General features: G+C 67.8%; 17 protein-coding genes. 6 read left to right on the top strand and 11 right to left on the bottom strand.

What is annotated here, in order from left to right:
- Nucleotides 1-95: 95 nt before the first annotated feature.
- Nucleotides 96-1670: a winged helix-turn-helix domain-containing protein gene (locus tag BMZ38_RS01910; RefSeq protein WP_091333444.1), complete on the top strand. Its 1575-nt coding sequence runs from the start codon at nt 96-98 to the stop codon at nt 1668-1670.
- A gap of 60 nt (nt 1671-1730) precedes the next feature.
- On the opposite strand, the gene BMZ38_RS01915 is transcribed toward BMZ38_RS01910, so the two are convergent.
- The 4 genes from BMZ38_RS01915 to BMZ38_RS01930 all read right to left on the bottom strand — a co-directional run bounded on the left by BMZ38_RS01915 (nt 1731) and on the right by BMZ38_RS01930 (nt 5549).
- Complete coding sequence (locus BMZ38_RS01915; RefSeq protein ID WP_245747143.1) at nt 1731-2531, bottom strand: GNAT family N-acetyltransferase; 801 nt, start codon at nt 2529-2531, stop codon at nt 1731-1733.
- A gap of 108 nt (nt 2532-2639) precedes the next feature.
- Complete coding sequence (locus BMZ38_RS01920) at nt 2640-3806, bottom strand: ScyD/ScyE family protein (protein ID WP_091333448.1); 1167 nt, start codon at nt 3804-3806, stop codon at nt 2640-2642.
- A 380-nt stretch (nt 3807-4186) separates the two neighbouring features.
- Nucleotides 4187-4741, bottom strand: a complete 555-nt coding sequence (locus tag BMZ38_RS01925) for a YdeI/OmpD-associated family protein (protein ID WP_091333450.1) — start codon at nt 4739-4741, stop codon at nt 4187-4189.
- A gap of 250 nt (nt 4742-4991) precedes the next feature.
- Nucleotides 4992-5549, bottom strand: coding sequence for a DUF3228 family protein (locus BMZ38_RS01930; RefSeq protein WP_091333451.1), 558 nt, complete (start codon nt 5547-5549; stop codon nt 4992-4994).
- A 326-nt stretch (nt 5550-5875) separates the two neighbouring features.
- On the opposite strand from BMZ38_RS01930, the gene BMZ38_RS01935 reads away from it, so the two are divergent.
- Nucleotides 5876-7081: an HD-GYP domain-containing protein gene (locus BMZ38_RS01935; protein WP_091333453.1), complete on the top strand. Its 1206-nt coding sequence runs from the start codon at nt 5876-5878 to the stop codon at nt 7079-7081.
- A gap of 2 nt (nt 7082-7083) precedes the next feature.
- Here the strand turns inward: BMZ38_RS01935 and BMZ38_RS01940 are convergent, their stop codons facing one another.
- Both BMZ38_RS01940 and BMZ38_RS01945 read right to left on the bottom strand, forming a co-directional pair.
- Nucleotides 7084-8511 (bottom strand): hypothetical protein, encoded by a 1428-nt coding sequence (locus BMZ38_RS01940; protein ID WP_091333455.1) that lies wholly within the window; start codon nt 8509-8511, stop codon nt 7084-7086.
- A gap of 280 nt (nt 8512-8791) precedes the next feature.
- Complete coding sequence (locus BMZ38_RS01945; protein WP_091333458.1) at nt 8792-9610, bottom strand: class I SAM-dependent methyltransferase; 819 nt, start codon at nt 9608-9610, stop codon at nt 8792-8794.
- A gap of 216 nt (nt 9611-9826) precedes the next feature.
- On the opposite strand from BMZ38_RS01945, the gene BMZ38_RS01950 reads away from it, so the two are divergent.
- A complete protein-coding gene (locus BMZ38_RS01950) occupies nt 9827-10555 on the top strand; it encodes a M90 family metallopeptidase (protein WP_245747144.1) in 729 nt (242 codons plus the stop codon).
- A gap of 36 nt (nt 10556-10591) precedes the next feature.
- On the opposite strand, the gene BMZ38_RS01955 is transcribed toward BMZ38_RS01950, so the two are convergent.
- Nucleotides 10592-11395 carry a TonB family protein gene (locus BMZ38_RS01955; protein ID WP_175483650.1) on the bottom strand — a complete coding sequence of 268 codons (804 nt, stop codon included), beginning with the start codon at nt 11393-11395 and terminating at the stop codon, nt 10592-10594.
- A gap of 263 nt (nt 11396-11658) precedes the next feature.
- On the opposite strand from BMZ38_RS01955, the gene BMZ38_RS01960 reads away from it, so the two are divergent.
- The gene (locus BMZ38_RS01960) at nt 11659-12138 is read left to right on the top strand and encodes a hypothetical protein (RefSeq protein ID WP_175483651.1); all 480 of its coding nucleotides are present in this window, start codon (nt 11659-11661) and stop codon (nt 12136-12138) included.
- A gap of 174 nt (nt 12139-12312) precedes the next feature.
- Here BMZ38_RS01960 and BMZ38_RS01965 read toward each other — a convergent pair whose 3' ends face one another.
- Nucleotides 12313-13464 (bottom strand): right-handed parallel beta-helix repeat-containing protein, encoded by a 1152-nt coding sequence (locus BMZ38_RS01965; protein ID WP_091333468.1) that lies wholly within the window; start codon nt 13462-13464, stop codon nt 12313-12315.
- A gap of 432 nt (nt 13465-13896) precedes the next feature.
- Between BMZ38_RS01965 and pyrC the strand changes: the two genes are divergently transcribed.
- Nucleotides 13897-14937: a dihydroorotase gene (pyrC, locus tag BMZ38_RS01970; RefSeq protein WP_091333470.1), complete on the top strand. Its 1041-nt coding sequence runs from the start codon at nt 13897-13899 to the stop codon at nt 14935-14937.
- Between the two features lie 84 nt (nt 14938-15021).
- Here the strand turns inward: pyrC and BMZ38_RS01975 are convergent, their stop codons facing one another.
- Nucleotides 15022-15585, bottom strand: a complete 564-nt coding sequence (locus BMZ38_RS01975; protein ID WP_091333472.1) for a hypothetical protein — start codon at nt 15583-15585, stop codon at nt 15022-15024.
- The gene (locus tag BMZ38_RS01980; protein WP_139202367.1) at nt 15582-16475 is read right to left on the bottom strand and encodes a hypothetical protein; all 894 of its coding nucleotides are present in this window, start codon (nt 16473-16475) and stop codon (nt 15582-15584) included. The genes BMZ38_RS01975 and BMZ38_RS01980 overlap by 4 nt, the downstream gene beginning before the upstream one ends.
- Nucleotides 16476-16667: 192 nt before the next feature.
- On the opposite strand from BMZ38_RS01980, the gene BMZ38_RS01985 reads away from it, so the two are divergent.
- Complete coding sequence (locus BMZ38_RS01985) at nt 16668-17531, top strand: endonuclease/exonuclease/phosphatase family protein (RefSeq protein WP_091333477.1); 864 nt, start codon at nt 16668-16670, stop codon at nt 17529-17531.
- Nucleotides 17532-17551: 20 nt separating this feature from the next.
- Here the strand turns inward: BMZ38_RS01985 and BMZ38_RS01990 are convergent, their stop codons facing one another.
- Nucleotides 17552-18844 (bottom strand): MFS transporter, encoded by a 1293-nt coding sequence (locus tag BMZ38_RS01990; RefSeq protein WP_245747145.1) that lies wholly within the window; start codon nt 18842-18844, stop codon nt 17552-17554.
- Between the last annotated feature and the right edge of the window lie 26 nt (nt 18845-18870).

The raw sequence follows: 18870 nt of genomic DNA on the forward strand, positions 1-18870 counted from the left end.
CTCGTGTCGCGATCGTCTCCATTCCTGGGCCGTGGCCCGCACCATGGCTGCGCACCGGCCGTCCGGGCGGCCCGCAGCGAGCGGGAGGACGCGCCATGACGACCTTCGAGGGCTACCGGCTCGACCTCGCGCGGCGCGAGCTCTCCCTGGCCGGCACGGTGATCGCGACCACGCCCAAGGTGTTCGACCTGCTGGCCTACCTGGTGCAGAACCGCGGGCGCGTCGTCAGCCGGGACGATCTGCTGGAAGCCGTGTGGCAGGGCCGGATCGTTTCGGAGTCCACGCTGGCCAGCCACATCAACGCCGTGCGCCGGGCGATCGGCGATACCGGCAGCCAGCAGCGGCTGGTCAGGACCGTGGCGCGCAAGGGCTTCCGCTTCGTCGGCGACGCAAGCGAGACGGATGCTGCGGAGACCGGGACCGCGCCAGCGAGTGCGACCGATCGGAACGATCCGGCGCTTGCCGCCGTTCCCGCCACCCGCCCTTCCATCGCCGTACTGCCCTTCGTCAACCTGAGTGGCGATCCGCAGCAGGACTACTTCGCCGACGGCGTGGTCGAGGACATCATCTCCGCGCTGTCGCGCCTGCGCTGGCTGTTCGTGATCGCGCGCAACTCCAGCTTCACCTACAAGGGGCAGGCGCTGGACGTGCGGCAGGTCGGCCGCGAACTGGGCGTGCGCTACGTGCTCGAAGGCAGCGTGCGCAAGGCGGCCGACCGTGTGCGGCTGACCGGCCAGATCGTCGACGCGACCACCGGCCGGCACCTGTGGGCGGACCGCTTCGAAGGCGTACTCGGCGATATCTTCGAGCTGCAGGACCGGCTGTCCGAGAGCGTGGTCGGCGCCATCGCCACGCAGCTGGAACGGGCCGAGATCAGCCGCGCCAAGCAGAAGCCGACCGAAAGCCTGGATGCCTACGATTGCTACCTGCGCGGCATGGCCAGCTTCCACCAGCGCACCCGCCCGGCGATCGACGAGGCGCTGGCGTTCTTCCACCGGGCCATCGCGCTCGACCCGGAGTACGCCGCGGCCTACGGCATGGCGGCGTGGTGCCATTGCTGGCGCAAGGTCAACCGCTGGATGGTGGATGTCGAGCGTGAATCGGCCGAGGCCGCGCACCTGGCCGACCGCGCGGTGGAACTCGGCCGCAACGATGCCATCGCCCTCACTCGCGGCGCGCATGCCATGGGCCACTTCGGCGGCACCATCGGCCGCTGCAGCGATCTGCTCGACCGCGCCCTGGCGCTGGACCCCAACCTCGCCGCGGCCTGGCTGCTCAGCGGCTACCTGCTGCTATGGCGCGGCGAGCCGGACGGGGCGATCGAGCGCTTCGAACACGCGATGCGCCTGAATCCGCTCGACCCGGAAATGTTCCGCATGCAGGCCGGCATGGCGCTGGCGCACCTGCTCGCGGGACGCTTCTGCGCCGCGTGGGCGTGGGCGGAGAAGGCGCGTGCCGACATGCCGACTTTCGTTCTGCCCATCGGCATCATCGCCGCCAGCCACGCGCTGGCCGGTGAGGTCGAGAAGGCGCACCAGGCGATGCAGCTGCTGCGCCAGCTCGATCCGGAACTGCGCATCGCGACGCTGCCGGGCTGGCTGCCATTCCACGATTCGGCCGACGGCGGGCGGTTTGCCGAAGGCCTGCGCTTGGCGGGACTTCCCGAATAGATCACGCCGGCCACCCGCGCGACGGCGCGTGCGTGCGCGTAGCGGCGGCGGGCGGCTCGCTCACGCCTGCCGTTGCCGGCTGTCTTCCGATGGGCGCGCGAGAACGGCAACGTTCACGTCGCATCTCCACTCGAAACCAAGCGCCCGGTAGAGCGCAATGGCCGCATCGTTGGTCTTCCACGCATGCAGGAAGGCCGTTTCGCCGCGTGCCGCGATGGCTGCGGCGACGTGCCTGGACAGTCGGCTGGCCAATCCATGCCCCCGGAAATCGGGATGCGTGCAGACGCCGCTGACTTCGGTGAAGCCAGGAAAATGGAACCGCTCCCCCGCCATGGCGGCAAGCCGGCCATCGACGCGGATGCCGACGAAGCGGCCCATGCGATGGGTGTGGCGCAGGAACGGCCCCGGTTCGGTGAGCGTGGCAAGCGCCAGCATCTCGGCCGCGTCCTGGTCCGACAGCGCGACGATGTCGCCGGCTTCACCGGGTGCGGCCACCGGGGAACGGGCCACCATCTGCACGCCTTGTGCGGCCTTGATGGTGGTCAGACCTTCGGGCACGCGGATCTGCGGCACCTGCAGGATGAATACCGGTTCGGATGGCGGCACCAGCCGGGTCAGCGCCCGCAGGGCGGCCTCGCTGTCGTCGCGGGCGGAGGCGAAGCGATTGACGTCAGGCTCGTACCGGCGTGCCAGTTCATCGCCCAGGGACAAATCCCGGTGGGCCGTACTCAGGGCGGACCATACCGGCCGGTCAAGCAGGTTCATTGCCACGTTCTTTCCGTGCGGTGAAACGTAAAACCTGCGCCAAAGTGCGTCGTCCTGCAAGCCAGGCAAACAATCACCAAACTGCGGGCTCGCCACCGCGGGGCGGCGGCGAGGATGTCCGAACCCTCGCCGACCGGGTGCCGCTTCCCGTTGTCCGAAGCGGCCCGCGCCAGGCGCGGGCCGCTTCCACCTGCGGCAGGCGGCCTAGTGGCCGTGATGCCCGACATCCAGACCGAACCGCAGCACCTGGCCCATGCCCGGCGACAGTCCGAAGCCCCCGTTGGACACGAACAACGCGCCATCCGGCCCGAACGTCATCGCGGTGGGCAGGGTCAGCCCGGTGATGATGGCCGTGCGTGCCCCCGACGGCTCGATCCGCACCACCTTGCCCGTGCCCGGCGTGGGTCCCAGGTTGCCCTTGCCGGTGGTGTTTTCGAGCACGTACATGCGCGAGTAGCAATCGAAGGCGAGTCCGACGACTGTGGTCAGGCCGTCCGCGGCCGGCCAGAGCTGGCGGTTGCGGGTGAGCTTGAGCACCTTCGATGAGCCGGCCGCGATCGGGAACGTGTTGAGGTTGCCGATGAAGAAATGGTCGCGGAAGGCCAGCGCGGTCGGCACGATGTGCCCTTGCGATGCGGAAATGTCGACGATGCGCTTGATCGCCCCGTCCGGACGAATGCGCACCAGTTCGCCGTGGTTCGGTTCCAGCGCGAACAGGTTGCCATGCAGGGAGACCATGCTGTACCAGGTTCCGTCGGGCTCGAAGTCGTCCGCCTCCGGGTTCTGTACGGGATGATGCTTCTGGTAGCGGCTCAGGTTGGCGATCCAGTGGATCGAGCCGTCCGCTCCCACGCGCGCCACCCCGTTGAAGGTACCCGCCACGCCATGCGAACACCCGGCGCCCGCGGTGATCGCATAAAGCGTGTGGCCGATGAAGGCCACGTCCGCCACGCCGCTGACCAATGATCCGGTTGCCGCGCTGGTCTGGCTGGAGGGGAACCGGTTGGTAACCGTGACACGGTGCCCGTGGCGATCGATCCGCGAAATGCGCCCGCCGATCGGGCTACCGCTGTAGGGACCCACGCCAGGTACCTGCATGCACTGCATCGGCGTGGTCGTGCGCGTGCCGCCCTTGCCGCCCTCGGCCACGTAGAGGTAGCCGTCGGGGCCGAACGCCAGGCCACGCGGTGCGTTCAGGCCCCAGGCATAAACCGATACCTTCACCGGATAGCCCGTGTGGGTGCGGACCAGGCTGGCGATGTCCTGCGGGCTGGGCGAGCTGGCTGTGCTGGCCGCTGTGGCCTCCGGCAGCACGGCAAGGGAAATGGCGAGTGCGAGCGCACTGGCCAGCAGTTGCTTACGAGGAGTCATGGGAAATCCTCCGGAGGAGTGCGGCAGAACCGGCGGTGCCGCTTTCGCCTCGCAACACCCAAGCAGCCGGCGGTCGCCGGCCACCGGGCCACGCCAGCCCCCCCCTGCGCGGCCGGCCGATGCGCGATGCCGACGGGTACGCAGTACCGGGCCTCGCGCAAAGCGCGCGAGGATCGCCCGGCCGGCCTGACCGATCGCGCCACGGGGGATATGCAGTCCCCGTGATCCAAAGCCGCCGATCCTCGGGGCGGCGAGCTTACTCGGCCGCGGTTACCTGCTGGTGATGCGGCCCGCATGGCGCCGTCAAGGCGGACGCTGCCTTCGCAGGCGTTTGCTCCAGAGGCGTCATGCCAGGAGCGCTGCTGCTGGCGCCACCAGCGCTAGGGCTCGTCCGCCGCTTCCGGCGCTCCGAGCGCCTTGCTGTAGTAGCCGGACGGATCGAAGCAGCAGACCCGTCGCTGGCCCGAAGCGAGCTTGTCGCAGGCATCGGCGACCCGTTTGGCGCGGGTGGCCGCTTGTCTGGCCGAGGTGATCCAGTGGATCCAGTCCACGCGCGCCAGGACGGTGGTGCTTTCCCAGGTGGCCTGGGCATCCGCCGTGCCGAGAAGCGCACGGCTCAGATCGGGCGGAAGCTCGGGCTCCGGCTCGCGGGCCACCGGTGCGATCTCGAGCGCGACCATGTCGCCGATGGCGGCACCCGCGGCTTCGCGCAGCGGCTGATCCACTTTGAGCCAATGGCTCAGCCGGCCGTCCGGCTCGAGCGTGGCACTGAATGCCACGCCGTTGAGCGTGCCGGCCACGCTCGTCCTGCCCCGCCGCGGCAGCGGGGCGCTGGCTTCCGCGGGTAGCACCACGAAGCCCCACGACGCATCGCGGGGCTGCGCCGGGCGCAGCAGCTTCGCTTGAAATCGGGACGTGGTCCGTTTCTTTGCCATCGGGCGCGATCTTCGGCCAGGTTGCATCGGCTTCTCAAGCCGCCGGAGGACGAACATCGTGGTGCGTCGCGCGCGACGGCGACAGGATTGCGCACGGGCGCCGGGCTCGATCGGATTTCCCCGCCCACCGTATTCCCGGTGTAGGCGCGCCGGGGACCAGACCCGCTTCCGCACACCGCTGGCAAGGGCCAGCGCGCATTGGACTGCCGGCCGGAGCGGAACCCATCGCGCGGATGGAATCCCGCTCCCGCTATCCGCGCCAGTTGGCGTGCATGCGCCAGAACTCCACACTGCGGCGATAGGCTTCCCGATCCAGCGGCACGCCGGAGCCGCCCTCGTCCACGCCCAGCGCGTTGCGCATCATGGTGATCGGCGCCATCGGCGTCTCCTCCGGCGCGGCGGTGTACATGCATCCCACCACACCCCAGTCGGCCGCGATGGACGAGCCCTCCTTGGCCAGTTGCTCGCGACTGTAGAGGATCGCAATCAGGTAGCCCGCCACCGGAGGATCCAGCCCCTCGAACCAGCGCACCAGCACCGGCAGCTCGTCGCGCGTGCGCGCCTCGTAGTCCGAGCGCAGCCGGTGCCGGTTCACGTCGGTGATGGGCACGGCCAGGCATCGGGTGGACGTCCAGTTGCGATGCACGTGCAGCTTGCAGAACGGCGCGTAGCCGTCGAGCACCTTCAGCGGCGGCACCTCGTTGAGGTGGCGCTCGAACTCGGCGGGCGTGCAGTCCTGGATCGTGTTGCGCCGCGGCTCGCGGGGAAACAGGCGAGGAAGGGCGAAGTCAGTGAGTACGATGGACATGCGACGCCAGCGTCAGTTGCGCAGTCGCGCATTATCGGAGTTCCGCGTGCTCGCCGCGAACGTGGGCCGGTTCGCTGGCACGCTTTCGGAGAAACGCACGGCGTCGTTCCCCGTCGCGATGGAAATCGCACGCGGTGCGCGAGACACGCGAAGGAGCACGAAAGCTCCGTGCAGGACACACCCCGGCCGGGCCTCAAGTTGGCGCGCACCCGGTCGATACCCGCTCGGTAACTCGTGCCGCCCTAGCCTGTGCCACGAGCAGGGAGAGCCCGGATGACAGCGATGCCTACATTCCGTCCGACCAGCGGTAGAGAGCACGACAAGACATGAGGTCGCCACTGAAGAAGATTCCCGCCTCCCGGGCCAGGCTGGGCATGTACGTGCGCCGGATCGAGGGCAAGTGGCGCGACCATCCGTTCTGGCGCAACTCCTTCCGGGTGGCCGATACGCCGACGCTGGAGTTGTTGCACGCGCTCGGCCAGCACGAGATCTGGATCGACACGCGCAAGGGCATGGACGAAGAAGCGCCGGTGCCGCCGCCGCCGCACGGTGATGTACTCCCCGCCTTGCCCGATCCCCTTCCCGAGCCGGACGTTACCCGCACGGATTTCGGCGACGACATCGTGCGTGCCGAAGCCATCCGGGAACGTGCCAAGGCCGCCACCAGGGCGCTGTTCGAGGATGCCCGGATGGGCCGCGCGCTGCGCATGGAGAGCCTCGCCGAGGTGATCGACGAAGTGGACAACGCGATCGCGCTCAACCCGGCGGCGATGCTCAGCGTAGTCCGGCTGAAGAACAAGGACGACTACACCTACCTGCACTCGGTCGCGGTGGCCACGCTGATGATGGCGCTCGGCCGACGGCTCGGCTTCGAGGGCACGGCGCTCACGGAACTGGGGCTCGCCGGCCTGCTGCACGACATCGGCAAGGTCGGCGTTCCGGATGCAACGCTCAACAAGCCGGGGCGACTCGGGCCGCTGGAGTGGGCTTCGGTGCGGCAACATCCGGAGATCGGCTGGGACATCCTGCGCCGCGACTCGGTCGCCGGCCCGGTGGCGCTCGACGTGTGCCTGCACCACCACGAGAAGATCGACGGCAGCGGCTACCCGCACAAGCTCGATGGCGAGTCCATCAGCCGGGTCGCACGCATGGGCGCGATCTGCGACGTGTACGACGCGATTACGTCCGATCGGCCCTACAAGCGCGGCTGGGAACCGGCCGAGGCCATCCGCCGTATGGCCGAGTGGCAGGAGGGCCACTTCGACCGGGCCATCTTCCACGCCTTCGTCAAGCTGATCGGCATCTATCCCACCGGCACCCTGGTTCGGCTGGCCTCCGATCGCCTCGCCGTGGTGCTCAGCCAGAGCGCAGGCAGTTCGCTGACGCCGACCGTGCGGCTCATCTGCGCCGTGGCGGATGGCGAACCGCTTGAGCCCGAGATCGTGGAACTGGAGGACGGCGTGGACCGGATCGTCGGCATCGAGGATCCCGCGCAGTGGGGCGTGCAGGTGCCGCAGTTGTTGCGGGTGTGACTTCAGCCCACCGCCCTGTCGCCGCGCCCGACAGCCCGGTTCGCCATGGCGCGCTGGATGCTGCGGACCAGCAGGACGGCCAGGCCCACGATGACGGCGGCGTACGCGTACTGCGTCCGCGACACGCCGACGCCGAAGGGAAACCAGATGCCCGGCACGCCGAGCGCCGACACTTCCACGGAAAACTGGCTCACCGCCACCAGCAGCACGACGACCAGTGCGAGCAGGCCATCCGGCTGCCGCCTGACAAGCCCAACGACAGCGGGCACCAGCAGCAGAAGCGCCAGCGGGACACGCCATAACGGACTGACCTTGGCGAAGGTTTCGTCATGCAGCGCCAGCACCAGCACCACGCTCAACGCGGTCATCGAGCCGATGACGTAGCCCGGCCACCGCCGGCGTTCGAGCCGGTACCAATGGCGCCACGCCATGAGCCAGGCTGCCAGCCCAAGCGGCGGCAGGATCCGGTAGAGGGTGAAGTACACGGAGAAATTCTCGTACGAGGTCCAGTAGTAGACCGCCTGGTTGAGCCTGAAGGCCGCGTTCAACAGCAGCGCCGCGCACAGCCAGTGGGCGAAGCGCCCGCGCGAAAGCGCGGTGCGGAAACACCAGGCCAGCATCGCCAGCAAGACGAACGCCACGGGCTCGGCGACCTCCACCACGTAGCCGTTGATCGTCTGCAGCCATTGCAGCCGGTATTGCGCGTCGATCGCCTCGCTCGTGCCGAGCGTCGGCGGGATGTGGATACCGCCCGCATCGGCTTCGCGTGCCAGGCCGGGGCGCATCCAGACGCGTATCGCGAGGACGGCCTCGCGGGCATCGGCGACCATGGGCGGCAGAGGAAAGACCTGCGGCCTGGTGCTGTAGACGATGGGCGCCCTGCCTGAGAAATCGCCCGATCCGCCGATCAACCTGCCGTTCCAGAACAACTGGAAGGCGTCCTCCACGTACGCGGGCGCGAGCAGCGCGAGCGAGGCGCCCGCCGGGGCATCGACAGCGACGTGCAGGCGGTACCACGCGTATCCCGCATAGCCCTGGTGGCCGCGCGCCCACCAACCGGGCACGTAGTCGGTGAGGCCGACGTCCGAATCGTGCGCTCCAGGGTTCGGCGTGAGGTCGGTGGTTTCCCAGCGCAGGTCGTCGAAGTGCGGCGCAACCCAGCGCATGTCGTCGCCGGCGTGGAACCGCCACGGACCAGTCAGCAGGCGGGATGCGTGACCTATCTGGATCCACGCCACCGGGCACGGCTGGGCGGGTTTGTCCGCGGCAGCGGTTGCGGATGTGGGGTCGTTATCGGCGGCGCCGCAGGCGACGACTCCGGCCGAGCGCACCGTCGATGCGCCCGCTGGCGTTGCCTGTGCACGCGCGGACGAAACCGCCAATCCCGCAACGGCGGCCAGGACGATGGCGCTGGAGAAGCCGGCATTCATGAGATCTCCGCAGGTGATTCGGCTCGGATGGCGCAACAGAGGCGGACCATCGCGCAGGGCATCGGTGCCTGCCAGTGCGACCACGCGAGCGTGCCTGCCACCTCTACCCAGGGCAACCAAACATGTGGCTGGATGCACGCATGCCGTGACAGCCGGCAGAAGACCTGGGACGAGCGGCAGATGCAACCGGCGCTTCGGCTCCAGGAACCAGCGGCGGCTCGAAAACAACCCGTCTTTTTTCCAACCTGGATGGGCGGTCAACCGGCAACGGCGGTCCGGCTCAGCCGGCGACGCCCACCACCACCGCCTGGATCCTGCCCTCGACCGGGCCAGGACCGAACCGCGCCGCGATGGCCTCGGCCGCGGCCGCGGTCGCCGCCTCCAGGGCTGCCGGGTCGCGTGCCTCTATCTCGCCACGCAGCGGCGTGCCCTGGCAGTAGGCCAGGGCTGCGTTGCCTGGCGTATCGGCGCGGCTGACCGCCGTGACGGTCTCGAACACCGGCGGCCCGACGAATCCTCCGAGCGCCAGATCGCGGGCAATCATCTGAGTCGAGCCATAGCCGTGCGGCAGGCGCTCCAGGAAGCGCGGCGGATCGTCCGGGAACAGCGCAGCCACGGCGGTGCTCACCACCTGCGCGAACTCGTTCGCCTCGATGCGATCCCACACGCTGAACCACAACGCGCCACCAGGCCGCAGCACGCTACGCATTTCGGCGAAGGCACGTCCCTTGTCCGGGAAGAACATCACGCCGAACTGGCACACCACCGCGTCGAACGAAGCATCGGCGAACGGCAGCGCCATCGCATCCGCCTGGCGCCAGTCCACCGTCCGGCCGGTTTCCCGCGCCTGCGCGACACCCAGCATCGACTCGTTCAGATCGGTGGCCACCAGACGCGTGCCCGGTGCCAGATGCGCGGCCAGTTCACGCGTCAGCACGCCGGTACCCGCCGCCAGTTCCAGCACGCTCGCCGCCGGTACACGCGCAAGCCGCGCAGCGAGGTCCACGGCGTAGGGCGCAAAGATCAGCGGTACCAGATGCTTCTGGTAGCACGCGGCGACCGCGTCGCCGAAGCGGATGTCGTTTTTGGACGTCTGCATGGCGCAACTCCGAGGCACGAAATGAGCCTCCTTCCGGATGCAAGGCCGCCGGCTGGCGGGTTCCATGCCGGAGCCGGGCGATCCATGCAGGCCCATGCCAGCGGGCTTTTCCATTTTGCGCTTTCCAGCCGCTTGAGAAAGCGCCCATCGCCCTGATTGCTTGCAAGGCCGACACTTCCTCCACAGGCCATGCTCGACAAAATCAGGAACTGGCGCGTGCGCCGCATCGTCGCCCGCCACCCGATCGCCGAACCACTGTGGCAGGAAGCGCTCAGCCGATGCGCCCCGGCACGCCGGCTGGGCGCTTCCGACCAGGCCGCGCTACGCGTGCTGGCCACGTTGTTCCTGGACCGCAAGTCGATCGAGCCGGTCCAGGGACTGGAACTCGACGATGCCGACTGCGTCCTGCTCGCGGCCCACGCATGCATCCCCATCCTGAAACTGGGCCTGGCCTGGTACGACGGCTGGCACAGCGTCATCGTCTACCCGGACGCCTTCATCCCAAGACGCACGCACACCGACGCGGCAGGCGTGGTTCACCAGACCAGCACCGTGATGGCTGGCGAGGCGTGGGGTCGCGGTCCGGTGATCCTGTCGTGGGCGAACGTGCTGGATGCGGGGCGGAAACCCGGCCACAACGTGGTCATTCATGAAATGGCGCACAAGCTCGACATGCTCAACGGCGACGCCAACGGCTTCCCGCCCCTGCACCGCCGCATGGACCGCCGCGTCTGGACGCAAGTGTTCTCCGGCGCGTGGGACCACCTGCGCGATGACCACCGCAACGGGCTATCCCTGCCGATCGACCCCTACGGCCTGGAAAGCCCGGCCGAATTCTTCGCGGTAGTCAGTGAGCAGTTCTTCGAGGAGCCGGCCGCTCTGCGCGAGCACCTGCCCGAGGTCTATCGCCAGCTCGAGCAGTTTTACCGGCAGCACCCGTACTGATCAGTCACCACCGGCTTTATGCGACGCCCGCTCGCCTCAACCGGGCGGCAGTACGAACGGGCTGTCTACCGCCACCGCCTCGGCGGGCGCCGATGCGGACACGCTGCGACTGTCCGGTGGATCCCGATGGATGGCATGCCAGGCCCTCTTGAGGAGGCGGGTGTTGTCGAAGTCCGACGCTCCGTCTTCCATCGAGAAAACGTACGGGACACGCATGCGCGTGGCGACGGCGTTGCCATCGACCAACAAGGGCAGGCTCCTGCTCGCGCGCAGCGCTTGCCTGATGGCCTGTTCGAAAGCCTCCTTGTGTTCGGCCGCCTTCCCGAACGCTTTCAGCACCCGAATCTGGTCGATCGACCCGTCCGGCTCGACCACGTACTCCACGGCGAGCACCCCCGTCACGTCCTGACGCATCATGGGTACGGGGTACGTTACCGCGACGGGTTGCCGCATAAACGGGCCGTTCGACCCGTAGCGCAAGGCGACATCCACGTGACCGTCGCCGTGTTCGACGAACTGCAGCGTTCCCCTGGCCCAGGTGCGGCCCGTCACCGCTATGCCTGCGATCCTGAGCGGCCGGAACCTCCACTTCAAGGTCGCCTGTTCCACCGTCCGGGCCAACGCTTCGGGCAAAGGCAGGTAGCTGGGGCCTTCGGGGACCAGGCGACCATCGCTGGTGGCCTCCACGACAGGCACGGGATCCATGACCTTGGCCGCCGTGACCTGTCCGGCCGTATTGACGTCCAACTGCAGCGTGACGGGCCGCTCCTGCACCCGGTCAGCTGCAAAGGCAACGGGCATGACCATCCACGCCCAAACAAGCAGGACCGATCGACGCATGGTTTCCCCCAGGAAATGACGAGGCCGGATAGCAGAGCCGGCGACAGCATACCCAAGGAGGACTGGCCGATTCCGTCCGCCCCGCCGATCATCACCTTTTGCTTCACTCTTCCCACACGATCCGACGCGCACGTTGCCGCCGCGTCGTCGCCGCGCACCCGGCGCCAGCATCCCAGCCCGGGCGACCGCAAGCACCAGCCCTCGCCCTCGCAAGAAAGGACCCCCGACCTCGCTGGTTCCACCCGCCGCAGGAGGCTTTCGGTATGAACACCCGTCACCCTGGAACGTTCTGCCTCGCGTCGTTGTTGTCCTGCGCAGCAGCCTTGTCCTCGACGGCGCGGGCCGATACCGACGCATGCACGGTATTGACCCAGGCCCAGGTCGGTGCCGCCACAGGCGTCCCCGTATCCGCGGGTAAGCACGTCACGCCCACCTTCGTCAAAACCTGCACATGGACTGCATCGGGCAGCTCGGACGTGAAATTCGTGACGCTCTACCTGCAGACGGCCGCGGCGTACGACGGTGGCAAGCAGATGGCGCGCGAGATGGCCGCCGCGGGCGCCACGATGACGCCTGCCGCCGTAGGCGACGATGGCTACTACTTCGTCGCCGGAAGCCAGGTCGGCCTGCTGGTCAAGAAGGGCGACATCTCGTTCAAGGTGACGGTGTATGCAACGCTTCCCGTGGCCCGGAAGGAGGCCATGGAGCTGACCCTGGCGCAGGCAGCCCTGGCCAAGCTTTGACGCGGGGAAAGTCGAGCCCTCGGGCCCGGCCCCGGCTTTTGGCGACAGCACAGGCACTGGGCCCGCCCTCGGCTTCTTGCGCCCTGACAGACGAAAAAGCGCCGGGGCAGGCTGCTGCCCCGGCGCCAGGTGCGATCACGCGAGCCAGGCGGCTGCGTTTGGTGCGGTCCGTTGCTATCGCCGCGGCGAGAGCGTGTTGCTGGACTTGGTGATGGCGTACGCGGTCCTGGCCACCTGGATGTCGCGGTTGGCGCTGCCTCCGGCCCGCGTGGGCGAGACATAGCGGGTGCTGTTGTATTGCAGCCTGTTGTTGTGGATGTACACATGGTGCGTCCTTGCGCTCATGCGAAGACCCGCCAGGCCGTTGCGCGTGGCGTGGTTGCCGGACATGTTCATGTGGTTGGCATTGATGGACATGAGCCCGAAGCCATGGTTGCCGGTAAACAGGTTGTTGGCGAAGGTAACGTTGGAAACCCGGTCGTGCATTTCCACGCCGTTGCCGTGGTTGCCGGAAAAGGTGCTCTTTTCCACCCGCACCGTATCGGCCGGGCCCTGGCTCTGGGGCTCGAAGTCGATGCCCGCTTCCGGCTTGGTGCCGCGGGTGTTCTTGAACGTGCTGTTGAAGATGTAGACGTGGTGCGCCGGACCGATCGACAGGCCCTGGCGGCGGTTGTGCGAGGAGGTGACGTGGTTGAGGGTCACGTAGCTCGAGCGGTCCAGGCGGCGGCCCCTGCCGAGGGCGCCGATCCACATGCCGTCGCCCCAGAACTCGGAAAGCGTGACATCGCGCACCAGCACGTGGTCCGAGCCGGAGATGTCGATCCCGTAGCCCCACTCGCCGCGGTTGCCCCGGTGGCGTGAGCGGTCGCCGGTGATCTTGCCGCCGACGATCGCGACGTTGGTGGCGTTGGTGACCTTGACCGCGTAGTAGCGGGTGGCGCCGTTGGGGATCACCCGGAGTTCGGCGTTCGCGGCAAGCTTCAGGCGGGTGTGCGAATGCAGCCTGAGCGATCTGCGGGCGTTGATCATGTAGCGGCCGGCCGGGACGTAGACCGTGCCGCCGCTGCGCGGAAGCGCGTCGATGGCGTGCTGGATGGCGGCAGTGTCGTCGTGCTGGCCGTTACCGCGGGCGCCCATGTTCTTGACGTTGATGGTGCGCGAACCGACCGAGATGTGCGGCGTCGCGTCCCACCAGTTGGAAGCAGCAGCAGGAAGTGCCACGGCAGACAGTGTCAGCGAGACAGCGATGACCAGGGGCTTTGCAAGGAACTTGCGCTTGGTGGTGGCCGGCTTCGCCGCGAACTGGTTGTCGTGCTTTTTCGTCATCAGGTTTTGACCCTCTCGTCACGTGAAAGTGAGGCCGACCATGCAGGACCTTCACGCGGGCTAACAAGCTCGACCATTGGTTCCCGTTCAGGAAGCGGCGTGATCGAGCCGGCGATTTGAGAGGTCGCCGTAACCGTTGCGTTTCATGTGCGCAAACAAGGCGTTAAGAAGCACCGGTTCGAGCGGACTCGGCTGCGCGTGCAGGCGTGTATATGCGGGCTCTCCCTCGGTCGCAGGAACGTGCGTGCACACCGCCTTGACGCAGCTTTCACGGAATCGGCCCGGCCCGGCTTCACTACTCCAATGGGAGGCGCGCGAGCGCCGGACTGCCGAACGTCCTCGCATACACCTCGAACACGGGCATGCGCCGGGCAGCGCTGCGCCCCAGGGCGCTCGGGCCGGCCGTGGTTTTCGTCAAGCTAGACTATGCGGATGAGCACCGACGACCTCACCCTGATCCGCCCCGACGACTGGCACCTGCACCTGCGCGATGGCGCCCTGCTCGCGGCCGTGCTGCCGCACACCGCCCGCTGCTTCGCACGCGCCATCGTGATGCCGAACCTGAAGCCGCCGGTGACCACCGTGGCGCTGGCCCGTGCCTACCGCGAGCGCATCCTCGCCGCGCTGCCGGCGGGCATGACGTTCGAGCCGCTGATGACGCTGTACCTCACCGAGGCGACGACGCCAGACGACATCGCCGAGGCAAGCGCCAGCGGCTTCGTCCACGCGGTGAAGTACTACCCGGCCGGCGCGACCACCAATGCGGCCAGCGGCGTTACCGAGCTGCGTCGCTGCTATCCCGTGTTCGAGGCGATGCAGAAGCACAAGCTGCCCCTGCTGATGCATGGCGAGGTCACCGATCCGGAGGTGGACGTGTTCGACCGCGAACCGGTGTTCGTGGAGCGCCACCTGACCACGCTGCTGCGCGACTTCCCGGCGCTGCGCATGGTGCTCGAGCACATCACCACGCGCGAGGCGGCGCAGTTCGTGCGCGATGCGCCGGCGCACGTCGGCGCCACCATCACGCCGCAGCACCTGCTGCTGAACCGCAACGCCATCTTCGCCGGCGGCCTGCGCCCGCACAGCTACTGCCTGCCGGTGCTCAAGCGCGAAACCCATCGCCAGGCGCTGGTCGAGGTGGCCACCAGCGGCGATCCGGGCTTCTTCCTGGGTACCGACAGTGCGCCGCATCCGCGCCACGCCAAGGAAAGCAGTTGCGGCTGCGCCGGCATCTATTCTGCGCACGCCGCCATCGAGCTTTACGCCGAGGCCTTCGAAGCCGCCGGTGCACTGGACAAGCTGGAAGCCTTCGCCAGCTTCCACGGTGCCGACTTCTATGGCCTGCCTCGGAACACCGGGACGATCACCCTGCTCAGGCAGCCGTGGACCGTGCCCGAGGAGGTCGATTTCGGCGGCGTGCCCGGCGTGCCGATGCGTGCAGGCGAAAGCATCGCCTGGCGGTTGGACACGTAACGGCTTTCCGGATAACCAGGGCCCTGCTCGGCCGCGACCTGCCCACGCCAGCGCGCGGGGCATGGCTCGATAGCGGCGTCCGCCCTAATCCCAGATGCCCGGGTGATGCGCCGGCGCCTGCGGCGTCTGGATGCGCACCAGCCCGTAGTAGCCCCCGAACTCGGCGCTGTCGAAATACACCGTTTCGCCGCCCGGCCGGTTCCAGTCCGCGCGCATGCTGGCGTAGGTCTGCACCGGCTCGGTGGTGGATACATAACGCGGCTCGGCCCTGCCGAAAGCGTCCTGCAGCGCCGCGAAGTCGCGGCTGTCGCGAGCCGGCCCATGCGTCCGCACCGACACGCTCGCCACTCGCCCGTCCCGGAGCTGCACCACGGCATCGCTACCGCTCATGTAATCGGGTCGATCCGGCAAGGCCACGTTGACGACGACCTGCCCGTTGGCCGGGAGCGAGCCATCGTCCGTGGGACCGGCGGGAAGCTTGAAACAGGTTGTGCGGTCGTCCGGCAGGTATTCGCCCTGGCGCTCGTCGCACTGGGGCAGCTGCAGTGCCTGACCGATGGAAATACCCGGCAACGCTTCCGCGTGGCAAGCATGGGTCACCCCCCAGCCGAGGGCGATCGTCACGGCAAGCGCAACAATGCGGTTCATGGCCGACGTGCCGAGGCGCCCGAGGCTGCCCGATACCGCCCGTCGTCCCATATCGCCGGCAACCATGAGTACCGCAGATCACTTCCCGTCGCGGCGGGCAGAGTCATCTCGCTCACGTAGTGACGCAGGGTTTCTCCCAGCGCAGGATCGGGTACCGCATCGAGCAACCAGGCATGCGCCACCGAACCGTCCGGCCGGAAGACCAGCAGGTAGTCGGCAAAGCCCGAATGCACGGCGAAGCGTCCGTGCGGCGTGACCACCGGTCGCTCTTTCGGCCTGGGCTTGGGGGCCTTACCGCCGAAGTGGCTGTCGGTGCCCGCACGGATGCCAGCGTCGTGCTGCGCGATGAAGCTGGCCACGTCCGGCATCACTTCTGGAATGCTCGAACGTCCCAGCTTGTCGAGGATCCGCTGCACCAGTTCGGCCGTGTAACCCTCGGACGGACGCTCGCCATCCGGCAACTGCATGGCGTAGTGGGCGAAGACCTGCGCCCAGACCATGGCTTCGCGATACTTGCGGGTGGCCAGCTTGATCTCGGCCATCTTGGCCATCGCGAGCAGGCTGCCGCGCAGCGCCGCGTTGCCCAGGTACAGCGTCGCCTTGTCCAGGTCCTGGGCCACCAGGGCACCGGAGGCATGCGAGCCCATCTCATATAACGATCCGAGCAGGTACAGCTCGCCCTGATCGTCGTTCTGCGCATTCCCTTCGAGCTCCGCAAGCGTCTGCTGCCGTACGGCCAACGGCTGCTGTGGATCGAGAATGACCGACCATGCCTTGGTGGAGTCGTCGTGGGCGGGAGTGGCGCCCATCGCCGGTGCGGCAAGCCCCATTGCCATCATCACGCACGCCAACGCGCCCACGTGGCCAAGCCGAAACCCTGCACGAGACATGAGGTCTGCTCCTTCAGTCATCAGCCTCGCCGAGCATGCGCCCGACGCGTCTGCTCATCAACTCCAGAGGTCGACTGGCTTCCTAACGAGTCGGCCGTGTTTCGCATCACGTGAACCAGTGGTGGGTGAACCTGAGCCAGTTGGGTGTGTACTACGCCCGATGCCATCCGCTTCCCCCACAGGAGTTGCCCCATGCGTCTGTTGCCACGCGTTTTCCTGATCTGCGCGCTTGCGCTCGCCTCGGGCATGGCCGGCGCCAGTTCGCCTGGCGCGCACGACCTTCGCGTGATGACCTTCAACGTGCGCTACGGTGAGGCCGACGACGGCATCAACGCCTGGCCCAAGCGTCGTGACCTGATGGTGCAGGTCATCAGGCAGGAACATCCCGACATCCTGGGTACGCAGGAACTGCTCTCGCCACAGGGCGACTACCTGCAACGGCACCTCCCCGGCTATACCTGGTTCGGCATGGGCCGCAACGGCAACGAGATCGACAGGAACGACAACGAGCACATGGGCGTCTTCTACGACAAGGCGCGCCTGGAGGTGCTCCAGTCCGGCAACTTCTGGCTGTCGGACACGCCGGACAAGCCGGGCAGCATCGGGCCAGGCCTGTTGATGCCGCGCATGGTCACCTGGGCGAAATTCCGGGACCGGCGCAGCGGCAAGCAGTTCTACTACTACGACACGCATTTCCCCTATCGCGACGGCAAGGAAGCCGAGGCGACCCGCGAGCGATGCGCCGAGCAAATCCGGCAGCGCCTGGCCGGGCTGCCTGCCTCGGTACCGTTCATCCTGACCGGCGACTTCAACACCACGCCGGACAGCAAGACGCACGCCTCCTTGACCGAAGTCCTGCACGATGCACGCATCTCGGCGCCGCGGCGCGAAGGCCCGGAAGGCACCTTCCACAACTTTACCGGCCATGCGACCCATCGCATCGACTGGATCCTCTACCGTGGCGTGAAAGCCGACGACGTGCGCACGATCACCACGCACGACGGCAAGGTCTACCCGTCGGACCATTTCCCGGTCGTCGCCGACTTCAGCTGGTAGCAAGCACGGACCAGGCGCTTTCAGGTCACGCGTTCCCCGGCCGCCACGCGGGCGGCCAAGATGTCCTGCGGTTCGGGATGGATGGCAAACCGCCATCGTCCCGCCTCCGAGCGCAATCGCAGCCGCCGGTGCCTGACGAGGTAGTCGATCGCCACGGCGGCCGCCCCGGCGCCCGCCAGCGCACCGACACCCAGAGCCCAGCGTGCGCCGAAACGATCGACCACCCAACCCACGAACGGCGCGCCGATCGGCGTGCCGCCCATGACCACGGCGATACGCAACGCCAGCACCCGGCCGCGCATGGCGCGTTCGGTGGTGAGCTGCATCATGGAGTTGCTGGCGGTCATGAAGATGAGCGCCGACAGCCCGACGACGAACAATACCGCGGCAAACAGAAACGGGTTCGGCATCACCGCAGCGACCGCCACGGACACGCCGAAGGCCGCCGCGGCCACGGCCATCAGCACCATGCCCGGAAACTGGCGACGTGCCGAAAACAAGGCACCACACATGGTGCCGGCGGCCATGGCGGAGGTCAGCAGGCCGTACTGGCCGGCGTCGCCATGGAACACGGTCACCGACATGGTCGAGATGAAGATGGCGAAGTTGAAGCCGAAGGTACCGAGCAGGAACAGCATCACCAGCACGGCGATCAGGTCGGGTCGCTGTCCCACGTAGCGAAACCCAGCCAACAGGCTGCCGCGCTTGCGTTCGGGTCGCGGTTCGGTATGCAGTTCGTGCAGGCGCAGGAACCACAGCGACACCATCACGGCACCGTAGGATCCGGCGTTGATCAGGAACAGCCAGCCCTCGCCCACCGCCGCGATCAAGGCGCCCGCCACCGCGGGACCGACCATCCGCGCGGCGTTGAAGGATGCCGAGTTGAGCGCCACGGCATTGGCCAACACCTCATCGGTGACCAGGTCCGACACGAATGCCTGCCGGGCAGGCGCGTCGAACGCGGTGACACAGCCCAGCAGCAGGGCAAAACCGTACACCTGCCACAGCTGCACCGCGCCGAAGATAGTGAGCAGGCCCAGCCCGAGCGCCAGCACGCCGGAGACGCCCTGGGTCCATAGCAGCAGCTTGCGGCGGTCCAGGTGGTCGGCAGCCAGGCCGGAGAGTGGCAACAGCAGCAGCGGCGGCCCGAACTGCAGCGCCATCACCGTACCCACCGCCGTGGCGTTATGCCGGGTGAGCACGGTAAGCACCAGCCAGTCCTGTCCGACGCGCTGCATCCAGGTGCCCACGTTGGAAACCAGCGCACCGGCGGCCCACAGACGGTAGTTGTAGCTCCTGAGCGAATGGAACATGCCGTTCATTGCGTGCCTGACGACTC

It is taken from the genome of Frateuria terrea (assembly GCF_900115705.1).
Taxonomy (GTDB): Bacteria; Pseudomonadota; Gammaproteobacteria; order Xanthomonadales; family Rhodanobacteraceae; genus Frateuria_A; species Frateuria_A terrea.

Coding starts and splice junctions, on each gene's coding strand:
- BMZ38_RS01910 (WP_091333444.1), top strand. CDS start 96: ATGACGACCTTCGAGGGCTACCGGCTCGACCTCGCGCGGCGCGAGCTC.
- BMZ38_RS01920 (WP_091333448.1), bottom strand. CDS start 3,806: ATGACTCCTCGTAAGCAACTGCTGGCCAGTGCGCTCGCACTCGCCATT.
- BMZ38_RS01925 (WP_091333450.1), bottom strand. CDS start 4,741: ATGGCAAAGAAACGGACCACGTCCCGATTTCAAGCGAAGCTGCTGCGC.
- BMZ38_RS01930 (WP_091333451.1), bottom strand. CDS start 5,549: ATGTCCATCGTACTCACTGACTTCGCCCTTCCTCGCCTGTTTCCCCGC.
- BMZ38_RS01935 (WP_091333453.1), top strand. CDS start 5,876: ATGAGGTCGCCACTGAAGAAGATTCCCGCCTCCCGGGCCAGGCTGGGC.
- BMZ38_RS01940 (WP_091333455.1), bottom strand. CDS start 8,511: ATGAATGCCGGCTTCTCCAGCGCCATCGTCCTGGCCGCCGTTGCGGGA.
- BMZ38_RS01945 (WP_091333458.1), bottom strand. CDS start 9,610: ATGCAGACGTCCAAAAACGACATCCGCTTCGGCGACGCGGTCGCCGCG.
- BMZ38_RS01955 (WP_175483650.1), bottom strand. CDS start 11,395: ATGCGTCGATCGGTCCTGCTTGTTTGGGCGTGGATGGTCATGCCCGTT.
- BMZ38_RS01960 (WP_175483651.1), top strand. CDS start 11,659: ATGAACACCCGTCACCCTGGAACGTTCTGCCTCGCGTCGTTGTTGTCC.
- BMZ38_RS01965 (WP_091333468.1), bottom strand. CDS start 13,464: ATGACGAAAAAGCACGACAACCAGTTCGCGGCGAAGCCGGCCACCACC.
- pyrC (WP_091333470.1), top strand. CDS start 13,897: ATGAGCACCGACGACCTCACCCTGATCCGCCCCGACGACTGGCACCTG.
- BMZ38_RS01975 (WP_091333472.1), bottom strand. CDS start 15,585: ATGAACCGCATTGTTGCGCTTGCCGTGACGATCGCCCTCGGCTGGGGG.
- BMZ38_RS01980 (WP_139202367.1), bottom strand. CDS start 16,475: ATGTCTCGTGCAGGGTTTCGGCTTGGCCACGTGGGCGCGTTGGCGTGC.
- BMZ38_RS01985 (WP_091333477.1), top strand. CDS start 16,668: ATGCGTCTGTTGCCACGCGTTTTCCTGATCTGCGCGCTTGCGCTCGCC.
- BMZ38_RS01990 (WP_245747145.1), bottom strand. CDS start 18,844: ATGTTCCATTCGCTCAGGAGCTACAACTACCGTCTGTGGGCCGCCGGT.